Genomic DNA, 13045 nt, shown 5'->3' with positions numbered 1-13045 from the left:
GCCTTGCTCCTTAAGGTAATAAGCCTTTGACGTCGATAGGCTTAGCTTCGTTTTCCGCTTCGCCCTTATCTTTACCGTCAATCGCCATACCTGCCATACGGTAGAAGTTGTACTCCGGATATTTACCCGGCCCCGAAATCAGCAGATCGTCCTTTTCATACACCAGATCCTGACGCTTAAACTCACCCAGTTCGAAATCGGGTGTCAGCTGAATCGCCGTGGTTGGACAGGCTTCTTCACACATGCCGCAGAAGATGCAGCGTGAGAAGTTGATGCGGAAAAACTCCGGGTACCAGCGGCCATCTTTGGTTTCGGCTTTCTGCAGTGAAATACAGCCAACCGGACAGGCTACCGCACACAGGTTACAGGCGACGCAACGCTCCTGACCATCCGGATCGCGGGTTAACACGATACGACCACGATAGCGTGGTGGCAGATAAACCGGCTCTTCCGGGTACATCTGAGTTTCACGTTTGGCGAAAGCGTGTAGCCCTATCAGCCAGATACTGCGAACTGTCGTGCCAAAGCCTACGACAATATCTTTCAAAGTCATTTGTTAACCCCTTACGGCGCTGTGTAGAGAATCACTGCGGCAGTCGCCAGCAGGTTCAACAGCGTCAACGGCAGACACACTTTCCAGCCGAATGACAGCACCTGGTCGTAGCGTGGACGCGGAAGCGCAGCACGAATCAGGATGAACATCATCATAAAGAACGCCGTTTTCAGGGCGAACCAGATGAACGGCGGCAGGAAAGGTCCGTGCCAGCCACCAAAGAACAGCGTGACAATCAGCGCTGAAACAGTGGTAATCGCCACATATTCGCCGACAAAGAACAGGCCGAACTTCATACCGGCATATTCAATGTGATAACCGTCCGCCAGTTCCTGCTCCGCTTCTGGCTGGTCAAACGGATGACGGTGACACACCGCCACGCCAGCAATACAGAAGGTCACGAAACCGAAGAACTGCGGAATGATGTTCCACAGATGCGTCTGGCTGTTGACGATATCGTTCATGTTGAACGAGCCCGCCTGCGCCACCACACCCATCAGCGACAGGCCCAGGAAGACTTCGTAGCTCAGGGTCTGCGCCGAGGCGCGCATTGCGCCCAGCAGCGAGTATTTGTTATTACTCGACCAGCCGGCAAACAGCACTGCGTAGACCGCAAGGCCCGCCATCATCAGGAAGAACAGCAAACCGATATTCAGGTCTGTCACCATCCAGGTTGGCGAAACCGGCACGATAGCAAAGGCCAGCAACAGAGAAACGAAGGCGATAACCGGCGCAAGGGTAAAGATAAAGCGGTCGGTAAACGGCGGGACCCAGTCCTCTTTAAAGAACATTTTGATCATGTCCGCGACCAGCTGGAGCGAGCCGCCCCAGCCTACGCGGTTGGGTCCGTAACGGTTCTGGAACAAGCCGAGCAGACGGCGCTCGGCGAAGCTCATGAACGCGCCGCAGGCCACAACCACCAGCAGAATCACGATGGCTTTAACAATGGCCAGCAGAATGTCGATAACGTCCGGTGTTAACCAGCTCATTGCACCGCCTCCTGCAGAGTGTCGATTTTACCGTTCGCCAGGAATGGCGGAACGCCTGGCATGCCCAGCGGCAGACCAATCTGTCCCGCCTGCAGTGACGCCGAAAAACGGACCGGCAGACGCACTGTCTCACCGGCACAGCTAAACTCAACCGCCGCGCCATTGTTGACGCCCAGTTTCGCTGCATCCTCCGGGTTAATCACCAGAGCAGGCTCCGCCATACGCTGCTGGAAAACCGGTGAACGCTGTGACATCTCTTCGCTACCAAACAACCGGTGGAGAGGCGCCACACGCCACTGTGCATCACTGACAAAGGCGGCAGGAACAGTGGTGAACCATGGCAACTCACTATTGCTGGCTTCAAACAGGCGCACGCCCGGATCGCCATGACGCAGTTTGCCGCCTACTTCAACCTGGAACTTGTTCCACGCCTGGGGTGAGTTCCAGCCTGGTGCCCAGGCAAATGGAATCTGCGAACGCGGAGCCGATGGCTGATTGTTCCCTTCCATAGAGAAGGCGAACATGGTGTCCTGATCCTGTGGCTGACGCGGTTCGTGAACGCTGATATTCGCGCGCATCGCAGTACGTCCACTGTTGCGGTTCGGAGAACGCGCCAGTTTCTGACCACGAATGCGGAAGCTGGCATCAGGCGCCGCTTCTTTGATACCCGCCAGCTGTGGCAGGCGGGTAACCACGGCATCGATCACATGATCAAGCTGAGTCCAGTCCACATGACGGCTTTCCAGCGTGCTGTGCAGCGAATGCAGCCAGCGCCAGCTTTCCAGCATCACAATAGTGTTGTCGTAATAGGCAGGATCGTAAACCTGGAAGAAACGCTGTGCGCGGCCTTCATGGTTAATCGAAGTGCCATCGCTTTCTGCGAAGCTGGCGGTAGATAATACCAGACCCGCTTTCTCCAGCGTTGCGGTGCGCTGATGATCAACCACAATAACGTTGGTGGTCTGAGCCAGCGCCGCATCCACTACGGCTTTCGGTGCATGCCGATAGAGATCATTTTCCAGCACTACCAGCGCATCGGCTTCACCGTTACTCAGCTGCTCCAGCGCATGCTCCAGCGGATTACCACCGATCATGCCCAGACCGATGCTGTTAGCGTGCCCCGCCAGCAAAGTAATGCCGACATCTGCGCCGCGTGCTTTCAGGGCTTTCGCCACGTTAGCCGCTGCTTCAATGACTGCGCTGCTGCCTGAGTGAGTACCGGAGATGATTAATGGCTTTTTCGCGCCGGCCAGCGCCTGAACGACAACATCCATTTTTCCATTGAGCTTGCTGTCGAAATCGGTAACCGCTGGCGCAGATTCATCCAGCGCACTGGCGATAGCAAAGCCAAGGCGCGCCTGATCTTCAACCGGCGCACGATAGCTCCATGCCGCAATATCATCCAGACGGGTTTCATCAACGTGGGTAACAAACAGCGGATGTTTCGCATTCTGACCAATGTTCATGATGGCGGCGATCTGCCAGTCGGCGACTTTCTGCGCAGCGGCCATATCGCGCGCTTTGCCTTTCACCGCCTGACGGACAGAGAGTGCCACTCGTGCGCCAACCTGTGTCAGGTCTTCACCCAGCACAAGCACCGCGTCATAACTTTCAATTTCACGCAGTGATGGCGTATAGATACCGCCCTCACGCAGGACGTTGAGCATCAGTTCAAGGCGGGCCTGTTCGTCCGCTGGCATACCAGTTGAAAAGTTCTCTGCACCCACGAGTTCACGCAGGGCGAAGTTACTTTCAATGCTGGCGCGCGGCGAGCCGATACCGATCACTTTTTTTGCCTGACGCAGCAAATCTGCACCGGCGTTGACCGCCTGCTCTGCATTCAGCGTAACCCAGTCGTTGCCGCGCAGCAGCATTGGCTGACGTGGACGATCTTTGCGGTTCACGTAGCCATAGCCAAAGCGGCCACGGTCACACAGGAAGTAGTGGTTTACGGTGCCGTTATAACGGTTTTCGATACGGCGTAACTCACCATAACGCTCACCCGGGCTGGTGTTACAGCCGACACTGCACTGCTGGCAGATGCTCGGTGCAAACTGCATATCCCATTTTCGGTTATAGCGTTCAGAGTGGGTTTTGTCGGTGAAGACGCCGGTCGGGCAGATTTCAACCAGGTTGCCGGAGAATTCGCTTTCCAGCGTGCCATCTTCCGGGCGACCAAAGTAGACGTTGTCGTGCGCGCCGTAGACACCCAGATCTTTGCCATCGGCATAATCTTTGTAGTAACGCACACAGCGGTAACAGGCGATACAGCGGTTCATCTCGTGGGAGATGAATGGACCGAGATCCTGATTACGGTGGGTACGTTTAGTGAAGCGATAGCGGCGGAAGCTGTGGCCGGTCATCACTGTCATATCCTGCAGGTGACAGTTACCGCCCTCTTCGCACACCGGGCAGTCGTGCGGGTGGTTGGTCATCAGCCACTCCACCACGCTTTCGCGGAACTCTTTCGCTTCGCCATCATCGATGGAGATGAATGTACCGTCAGAGGCCGGTGTCATGCAGGACATGACAAGACGGCCGCGGGTATCTTCGGCATTCTGGAATTGCTTTACCGCACACTGGCGGCAGGCCCCAACGCTTCCCAGCGCCGGATGCCAGCAAAAGTAAGGAATATCAAGGCCCAGAGAGAGACATGCCTGCAGCAGGTTGTCCGCTCCGTTCACATCATACTCTTTACCGTCTACATGAATTGTAGCCATAGTGACATGCTTCCGTAAGGCTCGTCAGAGACGAGCGTTAATCATATTCTTGCCCCGACGCACGACATTGTCGGGGCGGCGGCACCAGGCCTGTTCCGTATTCTTTGGTGAATTACCAGCGTGCTTTCAGCAGGTTCGGCTGGATCCCGCCAATAGCGCGGGTATTGCCAAACACCTGCGGTGCCATGCCAGCTTCAAACTCTTCACGGAAATATTTAATCGCACTCTGCAGCGGCTCAACCGCACCTGGCGCATGCGCACAGAAGGTTTTCCCCGGGCCAAGCTGACGGCAGAGTTGCAGTAAGGTTTCGATATCCCCTGGCTGCCCCTGCTTCTGCTCCAGCGCACGCAGAATTTTTACGCTCCACGGCAGGCCGTCGCGACACGGTGTACACCAGCCGCACGACTCACGGGCAAAGAACTCTTCCAGGTTACGTACCAGCGAGACCATGTTGATCTCGTGATCGACGGCCATCGCCAGCGCAGTCCCCAGACGGCTGCCTGCTTTGCCGATGCTGGCAAATTCCATCGGCAGATCCAGGTGCTGATCGGTCAGGAAGTCGGTCCCTGCGCCGCCGGGCTGCCAGGCTTTGAACTTCAGTCCGTCACGCATGCCGCCCGCATAATCTTCCAGGATTTCACGTGCAGTGATACCGAATGGCAGCTCCCAGACGCCGGGATTTTTAACCCGTCCGGAGAAGCCCATCATTTTGGTTCCGGCATCTTCACTTTTAGAGATGTTTTTGTACCACTCCACGCCGTTGGCCAGAATCGCCGGAACGTTGGAGAGGGTCTCCACGTTGTTCACGCAGGTCGGTTTGCCCCATGCGCCTGCACTCGCCGGGAATGGCGGCTTGGAACGTGGGTTAGCACGACGGCCTTCCAGTGAGTTAATCAGCGCTGTCTCTTCGCCGCAGATATAACGCCCTGCACCGGTGTGGACAATCAGCTCAAAGTCGAAGCCGGTGCCGAGAATGTTTTTACCGAGATAACCTGCTTCCGTCGCTTCAGCAATCGCACGACGCAGATGCACCGCGGCTTCAATGTATTCACCACGTAAGAAGATATAGCCACGGTAGGCCTTCAGCGCAAAGGCGCTGATCAGCATCCCTTCCACCAGCTGGTGAGGCATCTGCTCCATCAGCAGGCGGTCTTTATAGGTGCCCGGCTCCATCTCGTCGGCGTTACACAGCAGGTAACGGATGTTCATCGACTCATCTTTCGGCATCAGGCTCCACTTTAAACCCGTAGAGAAGCCTGCGCCGCCGCGCCCTTTCAGGCCGGAATCTTTCACTGCTGTGACGATTTCATCCTGTGACATGCTTTTCAGTGCTTTTTCCGCACCGGCATAACCGTTCTTGCTGCGATATTCCTCAAGCCAGACAGGTTGCTTGTCGTCACGCATCCGCCAGGTCAGCGGATGAGTTTCAGCAGTACGAATGATCTGTTTAATTGTCATTGATACTGCTCCAGTAATCCAGGGATGCCTTCCGGCGTCAGATGAACATGCGTGTCTTCATCCACCATCATCGTTGGGCCCTTGTCGCAGTTGCCCAGACAGCAGGTCGGCAGCAGCGTAAAGCGGCCATCGGCAGTGGTCTGGCCCGGCTTGATATTCAGCTGCTGCTCCAGTGCTGACTGGATGCCCTGATAACCGGTAATGTGGCAGACCACGCTGTCACAGTAACGGATCACATGACGGCCAACCGGCTGACGGAAGATCTGGCTGTAAAACGTCGCCACCCCCTCAACATCACTTGCCGGGATACCCAGCACGTCGGCAATCGCGTTAATCGCGCCATCGGGTACCCAGCCGCGCTGTTTCTGCACGATCTTCAGCGCTTCAATTGAGGCTGCACGCGCATCTTCATAGTGGTGTTTTTCGTGCTCAATAGCGTGATGCTCTTCCGCACTCAGCACGAAGACCTCGTTAGGGTCGATCGTTTTAATGGCAATGTGTTGATCGTGCATAATTAGCGGTCCACGTCTGACATAACAAAATCGATACTACCCAGATATACGATCAGGTCGGATACCAGGCTGCCACGGATTACTGAAGGAATCTGCTGCAGATGCGGGAAGCTCGGCGTACGCACGCGGGTGCGGTAGCTCATGGTGCTGCCATCGCTGGTCAGGTAATAGCTGTTGATCCCTTTCGTCGCTTCAATCATCTGGAACGATTCATTGGCTGGCATCACCGGTCCCCACGAAACCTGCAGGAAGTGGGTGATCAGCGTTTCGATGTGCTGCAGCGTACGCTCTTTCGGTGGTGGCGTGGTCAGCGGGTGATCCGCTTTAAACGGCCCCTCTGGCATATTGTTAAGACACTGCTCAAGAATACGCAGCGACTGCCACATCTCTTCCATCTTCAGCTGAACACGGCTGTACGCATCGCTGACGCCGTCGCCGACCGGGATTTCGAAATCGAAGTTTTCGTAGCCGGAGTAGGGGCGCCATTTGCGCACGTCAAAGTCGAGACCTGTCGCACGCAGACCAGCACCGGTAGTGCCCCACGCCAGTGCCTCTTCCATATTGTAAGCAGCAACGCCTTTAGAACGACCAATCAGCACGGTGTTACGCAGTGCCGCTTTGTCATATTCCTTCAGGCGCTTCGGCATCCAGTCCAGGAAGTCACGCAGCAGACGTTCCCAGCCTCGTGGCAGGTCATGTGCCACGCCACCGATGCGGAACCAGGCCGGATGCATACGGAAACCGGTAATGGCTTCAACCACATCATAGATTTTCTGACGATCGGTAAAGGCAAAGAACACCGGTGTCATTGCACCGACGTCCTGAATAAACGTAGAGATATAGAGCAGATGACTGTTGATGCGGAACAGCTCAGAGAGCATCACGCGGATCACGTTCACGCGATCGGGCACCACAATACCGGCCAGTTTTTCCACCGCCAGCACGTAAGGCATTTCATTTACGCAACCGCCGAGGTACTCGATACGGTCAGTGTAAGGAATGTAGCTGTGCCACGACTGACGCTCGCCCATCTTTTCGGCACCACGATGGTGATAACCGATGTCAGGCACGCAGTCGACGATCTCTTCACCATCCAGCTGCAGAATAATGCGGAACGCACCGTGCGCCGACGGGTGGTTAGGCCCGAGATTCAGGAACATGAAGTCTTCGTTGGTGGTACTGCGCTTCATGCCCCAGTCTTCAGGCTTAAAGGTCAGCGCCTCCATCTCTAAATCTTCTTTCTGCTTAGTCAGCGTGAAAGGATCGAATTCGGTGGCACGCGCCGGGTAATCTTTACGCAGCGGATGGCCTTCCCAGGTCGACGGCATCATGATGCGCGTCAGATGCGGGTGACCATCAAAAGTGATACCAAACATCTCCCACGTTTCACGCTCATACCAGTTGGCATTAGGGAAAAGACGGGTGATAGTCGGCAGATGCATATCGTTTTCAGAGAGTGCCACCTTGAGCATGATGTCGCGGTTGCGTTCAATCGACAGCAGGTGGTAGAAAACGGAAAAATCCGCTGCAGGCAGGCCTGCACGGTGGGTACGTAAACGCTCATCTACCCCATGCAGGTCATACAACATGACGTAAGGCTTGGGTAATTTACGCAGGAACTCGATAATTTCCAGTATCTGTTCACGCTTAACCCAGACCACCGGAATGCCGGTGCGGGTTGGCTGTACAGTGAAGGCATCCGGCCCAAAACGGTTACGCAACTCGCCGATCACCGGGTCATCAAGGTGATCACGGGTTTGCCATGAAGGCTGAGCGAGATCTTGCGTGGTCAAATCTGTCATACGTTACTCACCATTCCGGCCTGGTCTCAGGCACTCAAATGAAGGCGTCAGGATGGGGCCATGCATTAAATTGTGATGTTCTGCTGCAGGCGCTGTTTTCCATCCATACGGTTTTAAACTTCGTCCGGGCTTCGCAGGTTCGTTACTGCGATGCGCTCGCCGCGTTTTCTTTCACGCTCTGAAGGCATGTTGGCGCGGTAGACGCCCTGATCGCCAACAACCCACGAAAGTGGACGGCGCTCTTTGCCGATCGACTCTTGTAACAGCAGCAGTGCCTGCATGTAGGCTTCAGGGCGTGGCGGGCAGCCTGGAATATAGACATCTACCGGCAGGAATTTATCGACGCCCTGCACCACCGAATAGATGTCATACATGCCGCCCGAGTTGGCGCACGCACCCATGGAAATCACCCATTTTGGCTCCAGCATCTGGTCGTATAAACGCTGAATAACCGGGGCCATTTTGGTAAATGGCGTACCGGCAATAACCATGAAATCCGCCTGACGTGGCGAGGCGCGCATAACTTCAGCACCAAAACGAGCCACGTCATGGACTGCGGTAAACGATGTTGTCATCTCAACGTAACAACAGGACAGGCCAAAGTTATAAGGCCAGAGGGAGTTTTTACGTCCCCAGTTCACCATGTCATGCAGGGCATTCTCGAGTTTGCCCATGTAAACGCTGCGATGAACGTGCTGCTCCAGCGGATCGCTGACGATTTCCTGCTTTTGCAGAGGATAACGGTCGTTCTCACCACCGTTCGGGTCTATGCGGGTGAGCGTATAGTCCATCTTATTGCCTCTCTTTTACTGCTTATGAGGATTGGTGTGGCTGACCGTAGTAGTTTTCACTACCACGCGACGGCGAGCTGGAGCCCAGTCCAGTGCGCCAATGCGTACCAGATAGACCAGACCCGCCAGGAGCACCAAAATGAAAATTGCGGCTTCCACAAAGCCGATCCAACCACTTTCGCGGATTGAAGTCGCCCATGCGTATAAAAAGAGGGCTTCGACGTCGAAGATGACGAAAAACATCGCAACCAGATAAAATTTCGCCGACAGGCGGATATGGGTATCACCAACGGATTCAATGCCCGATTCGAATGGCGTGTCTTTGTAGCGGGCGCGCGCTCTGCCGCCAAGCAGCCATCCTCCGGTCAGCATGAAAGCACACAGGCCAAAGGCAATGACGATAAATACGATAAACGCCCAGTGCTGAGCGATGATTTCGGTGGTAGTTGACATACTCATTGCTTACTCATCAAAAGTGGCGCTGGCATCCTGCACGCGTTTCCCGCAGCAAACTGACCACATCGATTCAAGGGAAGGGGTAAAAACCTTTTAAATATCGCTGTTATTACGTAATAAACAGCTATTTAATGGGGTTTTTTACTCCTTTCTATAACCTTTTGTCAACTTTGACAAAAGTATCCAAACATTATTTCACACCTGCATCATATTATTAACAAATGATGCCCCGCTTTCCAGCTAAATCGCTTCAGTCTGTAGGGTTAATTTTAGTGTAGCGGGTATTCACATGCATGGATCGTGCATTTAACAAACATATTTTGACAGGTATGACTCTGTTTTCCTTCCCCTTACCAGGGGTATTTTCTTGATCCAGAACACACTTTTGCCCTTTTTGCGTTAAATTCCTCCACCTGAAGCAACATTCCGGAACAAATGGTTCATTCAGGTGGATGGCAGATTTCAATTTGTGAGGCAGTGAAATTCATTGAGGGGATTACATCAGGGCGGGGGCAGATGAAAGTGTCTGAAGGAAGTCAGAGATAAAAAAAGCCTCTCATTCTGTAAGGGAAATGAGAGGCCTATTTATAAGCGTTTGTTAAGACAACAACGCGGATGCTGAGTAGAACACGTTAGCGAAATTACTCTTCGTCATCCAGCAGCAATGTCCCTTCTGGATTATTGCTCAGGTTATACGGGTCATTGGTGGACTGCATGGCATTAAAGATAGCCAGCGCCAGCTCATTATCGCTGTCAGGATTACGGCACAGCAGATACTGAGTATCCGGCAGAACAGGCAGACCTTCAGCCGCACCCATAACACGCAGTTCCGGGCTCATCATCTCTACCGGACGTGCAGTTACGCCCAGACCCGCTTTCACTGCGGCCCGCACTGCAGCCAGTGTGGAAGCGACGTAAGAGATGCGCCACGGAATACCGGCTTCATTGAGATGATCAATGGCCATATCACGATAAGGACTTGGCTCATCCAGCAGCACCAGTGGAATGGCTTCACCGCGCTGGAAGATGTAGTCCGCTGCGCAGTACCACAACGTGGGTGAAGTACGCAGCACCTGATAGGTGAAATTGCCCGGGCTGGACGTTGTCACAACCAGGTCCACTTCACCCTGATTGAGCATTTCCATCATAAATGGATTACGTTTAACCCGCACATCGATTGCCAGTTTCGGATAAACCGAGGTCACCCGGTTTAACAGGAACGGCAAAATAGTATCAGAAGTGTCATCAGAGGCCCCAATGGTCAGGACGCCCTGTATGTTGCTGTACATCAGAGATGTGCAGGCTTCGTCGTTAAAACGAAGAATTTTTCTCGCATAGCCTAAAAGCTGGATGCCGTGCTCTGTTAACAGCTTATTACGTCCATGTCTGGCAAACAGCTCTTTACCTACCAATTGCTCCAGACGCTGCATCTGCTGACTGACTGCTGACTGGGTTCTGCAGACCGCTGCAGCGGCAGCTGCAAAGGTATTCAAATCCGCAACGGCAACGAAGGTTCTCAGCAGATCGAGGTCGAGATTCAGTATCGGACGATTTGCATTAGTCATGTTTTTTCTTCACTTATAAGATTTTTACGAACTACTACCCTGGTGTTATTACAAGCTTATCAAAGTGATAAGCAGTAATGGTGCTTAATGACAGTCCTGTGTGAAGACTGACACAAAAAAATTTTATGTGGAACCTGCGCAAATGACTCACCGGAAGGGGTCACCACGCTAGTCAAGACAGATACAACTTCTGAACCGATGGCGCTGGGTGCGCAAATGCAGGAAGCTGCGTAGTTGTCTTATTCCCGCCAGAAAGACTCGGGCGGGATAAAAATCGCACTTTGCGGGCTATCAAGACGAAGCGGCTTAGTGCATTAAATAATAAATTATACTTAATCATTTTTGACTTCAAAATGGAAATGATTTTGTGAAAAGCGCTGTAAATTTTGCGTTAAAGGCATTTCTGGACCCTTATGCCATATTATTGATCACTTTTTAAGCCTTCAATGTTCTGAAATTTAGTGCGGAAGTGTTAAGTAGTGCTCACTATCCTGCGATTTGTATGCCGGACAAAGGGGTTCTTTTGATACTTTTCCGGCAATCACAAGGCCTTAAATGCGGCACTCTTAAGCAGCGTTAAGGCGTAATCATTACGCACGTTATAAAATCGTCCAAAAAATGAACATTAATACAATATCATTTAACTATTTCTCTAAGGGTATATTTCGGGTGCAAAGAAAAGTTTCAATTCGATAACTTCCAGATAGCTTTCATAATGCCAGAGCCAGATGTCGTCTCAGCCGCGCTTTGGACAAGTTAAAATACTGCCTTAACACCTATTTATAGTTTTATTAACCAGACCAGGCTTTAACCATTATTTTTTACGCTGCGCACTGTGCAAAAAGTTGTTAAACCCGCCAAAACGGGGCGGCACCCTTCTTTTGTGACCGTGAGGAGAGTACATTGTGCTGGTTCGATTTCTGTGGCAGCCAAAAGGATTCTGCCCATAAGGCGGTAACAATGACTTTTAAAATTGATAAATCCGGAAAACTCGATAACGTCTGCTATGACATCCGTGGCCCGGTACTAAAAGAGGCTAAGCGCCTCGAAGAGGAAGGTAATAAAGTTCTGAAACTGAACATCGGCAACCCGGCGCCGTTTGGTTTCGAAGCACCGGATGAAATCCTGGTTGATGTCATTCGTAACCTTCCCAGCTCTCAGGGTTATTGTGACTCCAAGGGTCTCTATTCCGCCCGTAAAGCCATCATGCAGCATTACCAGGCACGCGATATGCGCGATGTCACGGTAGAAGATATCTACATTGGTAATGGTGTTTCAGAGCTTATCGTGCAGGCGATGCAGGCGTTACTGAACAGCGGCGACGAAATGCTGGTGCCCGCACCCGACTATCCGTTATGGACGGCGGCCGTTTCCCTCTCCAGTGGTAAAGCAGTGCACTATCTGTGTGACGAGTCAGCAGGCTGGTTCCCTGATCTGGATGATATCCGCAGCAAGATAACACCGCGTACACGTGGCATTGTGATTATCAACCCGAATAACCCTACCGGTGCGGTTTACAGCAAAGAGTTGCTGTTAGAGGTGGTTGAAATTGCGCGTCAGCATAACCTGATTATTTTCGCCGATGAGATCTATGACAAGATTCTCTACGACGACGCACAGCACCACTGCATCGCGGCTCTCGCACCCGATCTGCTGACCGTGACGTTCAATGGCCTCTCCAAAACCTATCGCGTGGCCGGTTTCCGTCAGGGCTGGATGGTACTGAACGGGCCGAAGAAACACGCGAAAGGTTATATTGAAGGGCTGGAAATGCTCGCCTCCATGCGTCTGTGTGCCAACGTACCGGCGCAGCATGCGATTCAGACGGCACTGGGCGGCTATCAGAGCATCAGCGAATTTATCATGCCTGGCGGTCGTCTCTACGAACAGCGCCAGCGCGCCTGGGAGTTGATCAACGATATTCCTGGCGTCAGCTGTGTGAAGCCGCAGGGCGCGCTCTACATGTTCCCTAAAATTGATGCCAAAAAATTCAACATCTTCGACGATCAGAAGATGGTGCTGGATTTTCTGTTACAGGAGAAAGTGTTGCTGGTTCAGGGCAGTGCTTTTAACTGGCCGTGGCCCGATCACCTGCGCATCGTTACGTTGCCGCGCGTCGACGATCTTGAGATGGCGATTAATAAATTTGGTCGCTTCCTGCAAGGCTATCGTCAGTAATCCTGCCCGCGTATACTGAC

General features: G+C 53.0%; 10 protein-coding genes. 1 reads left to right on the top strand and 9 read right to left on the bottom strand.

Features of this window, described 5'->3' with window-relative positions; translation table 11 throughout:
* Positions 1 to 10: 10 nt before the first annotated feature.
* The 9 genes from nuoI to lrhA all read right to left on the bottom strand — a co-directional run bounded on the left by nuoI (position 11) and on the right by lrhA (position 10847).
* Positions 11 to 553 (bottom strand): NADH-quinone oxidoreductase subunit NuoI, encoded by a 543-nt coding sequence (nuoI, locus tag ACR8BF_RS06325; RefSeq protein WP_003854239.1) that lies wholly within the window; start codon positions 551 to 553, stop codon positions 11 to 13.
* A gap of 11 nt (positions 554 to 564) precedes the next feature.
* Entirely contained in the window at positions 565 to 1542 is a 978-nt protein-coding gene (gene nuoH, locus ACR8BF_RS06320; RefSeq protein WP_003854240.1) for an NADH-quinone oxidoreductase subunit NuoH, read from the bottom strand.
* A complete protein-coding gene (gene nuoG, locus ACR8BF_RS06315; RefSeq protein WP_434745729.1) occupies positions 1539 to 4262 on the bottom strand; it encodes an NADH-quinone oxidoreductase subunit NuoG in 2724 nt (907 codons plus the stop codon). Before nuoG ends, nuoH begins: the two co-directional genes overlap by 4 nt.
* A gap of 112 nt (positions 4263 to 4374) precedes the next feature.
* Positions 4375 to 5715, bottom strand: a complete 1341-nt coding sequence (gene nuoF, locus ACR8BF_RS06310; RefSeq protein WP_179897017.1) for an NADH-quinone oxidoreductase subunit NuoF — start codon at positions 5713 to 5715, stop codon at positions 4375 to 4377.
* Between the two features lie 2 nt (positions 5716 to 5717).
* Positions 5718 to 6233 carry an NADH-quinone oxidoreductase subunit NuoE gene (nuoE, locus tag ACR8BF_RS06305; protein ID WP_033733367.1) on the bottom strand — a complete coding sequence of 172 codons (516 nt, stop codon included), beginning with the start codon at positions 6231 to 6233 and terminating at the stop codon, positions 5718 to 5720.
* Positions 6234 to 6235: 2 nt separating this feature from the next.
* Positions 6236 to 8035 carry an NADH-quinone oxidoreductase subunit C/D gene (gene nuoC / locus ACR8BF_RS06300; RefSeq protein ID WP_179895216.1) on the bottom strand — a complete coding sequence of 600 codons (1800 nt, stop codon included), beginning with the start codon at positions 8033 to 8035 and terminating at the stop codon, positions 6236 to 6238.
* A 113-nt stretch (positions 8036 to 8148) separates the two neighbouring features.
* Entirely contained in the window at positions 8149 to 8826 is a 678-nt protein-coding gene (locus ACR8BF_RS06295; RefSeq protein ID WP_003854245.1) for a NuoB/complex I 20 kDa subunit family protein, read from the bottom strand.
* A gap of 15 nt (positions 8827 to 8841) precedes the next feature.
* A complete protein-coding gene (locus ACR8BF_RS06290) occupies positions 8842 to 9285 on the bottom strand; it encodes an NADH-quinone oxidoreductase subunit A (protein ID WP_010258058.1) in 444 nt (147 codons plus the stop codon).
* Between the two features lie 638 nt (positions 9286 to 9923).
* Positions 9924 to 10847: a transcriptional regulator LrhA gene (lrhA, locus tag ACR8BF_RS06285; RefSeq protein WP_150010546.1), complete on the bottom strand. Its 924-nt coding sequence runs from the start codon at positions 10845 to 10847 to the stop codon at positions 9924 to 9926.
* Positions 10848 to 11807: 960 nt separating this feature from the next.
* On the opposite strand from lrhA, the gene ACR8BF_RS06280 reads away from it, so the two are divergent.
* Complete coding sequence (locus tag ACR8BF_RS06280) at positions 11808 to 13025, top strand: pyridoxal phosphate-dependent aminotransferase (RefSeq protein WP_179895215.1); 1218 nt, start codon at positions 11808 to 11810, stop codon at positions 13023 to 13025.
* Positions 13026 to 13045 lie beyond the last annotated feature (20 nt).

This window comes from Candidatus Pantoea rara, assembly GCF_051136265.1.
Taxonomy (GTDB): Bacteria; Pseudomonadota; Gammaproteobacteria; order Enterobacterales; family Enterobacteriaceae; genus Pantoea; species Pantoea rara.
Note: the sequence above shows the minus strand (reverse complement) of the source record. Positions and strands in the feature narration are given on the sequence as shown.

Coding starts and splice junctions, on each gene's coding strand:
- nuoH (WP_003854240.1), bottom strand. CDS start 1,542: ATGAGCTGGTTAACACCGGACGTTATCGACATTCTGCTGGCCATTGTT.
- nuoC (WP_179895216.1), bottom strand. CDS start 8,035: ATGACAGATTTGACCACGCAAGATCTCGCTCAGCCTTCATGGCAAACC.
- lrhA (WP_150010546.1), bottom strand. CDS start 10,847: ATGACTAATGCAAATCGTCCGATACTGAATCTCGACCTCGATCTGCTG.
- ACR8BF_RS06295 (WP_003854245.1), bottom strand. CDS start 8,826: ATGGACTATACGCTCACCCGCATAGACCCGAACGGTGGTGAGAACGAC.
- nuoI (WP_003854239.1), bottom strand. CDS start 553: ATGACTTTGAAAGATATTGTCGTAGGCTTTGGCACGACAGTTCGCAGT.
- ACR8BF_RS06280 (WP_179895215.1), top strand. CDS start 11,808: ATGACTTTTAAAATTGATAAATCCGGAAAACTCGATAACGTCTGCTAT.
- nuoG (WP_434745729.1), bottom strand. CDS start 4,262: ATGGCTACAATTCATGTAGACGGTAAAGAGTATGATGTGAACGGAGCG.
- nuoE (WP_033733367.1), bottom strand. CDS start 6,233: ATGCACGATCAACACATTGCCATTAAAACGATCGACCCTAACGAGGTC.
- ACR8BF_RS06290 (WP_010258058.1), bottom strand. CDS start 9,285: ATGAGTATGTCAACTACCACCGAAATCATCGCTCAGCACTGGGCGTTT.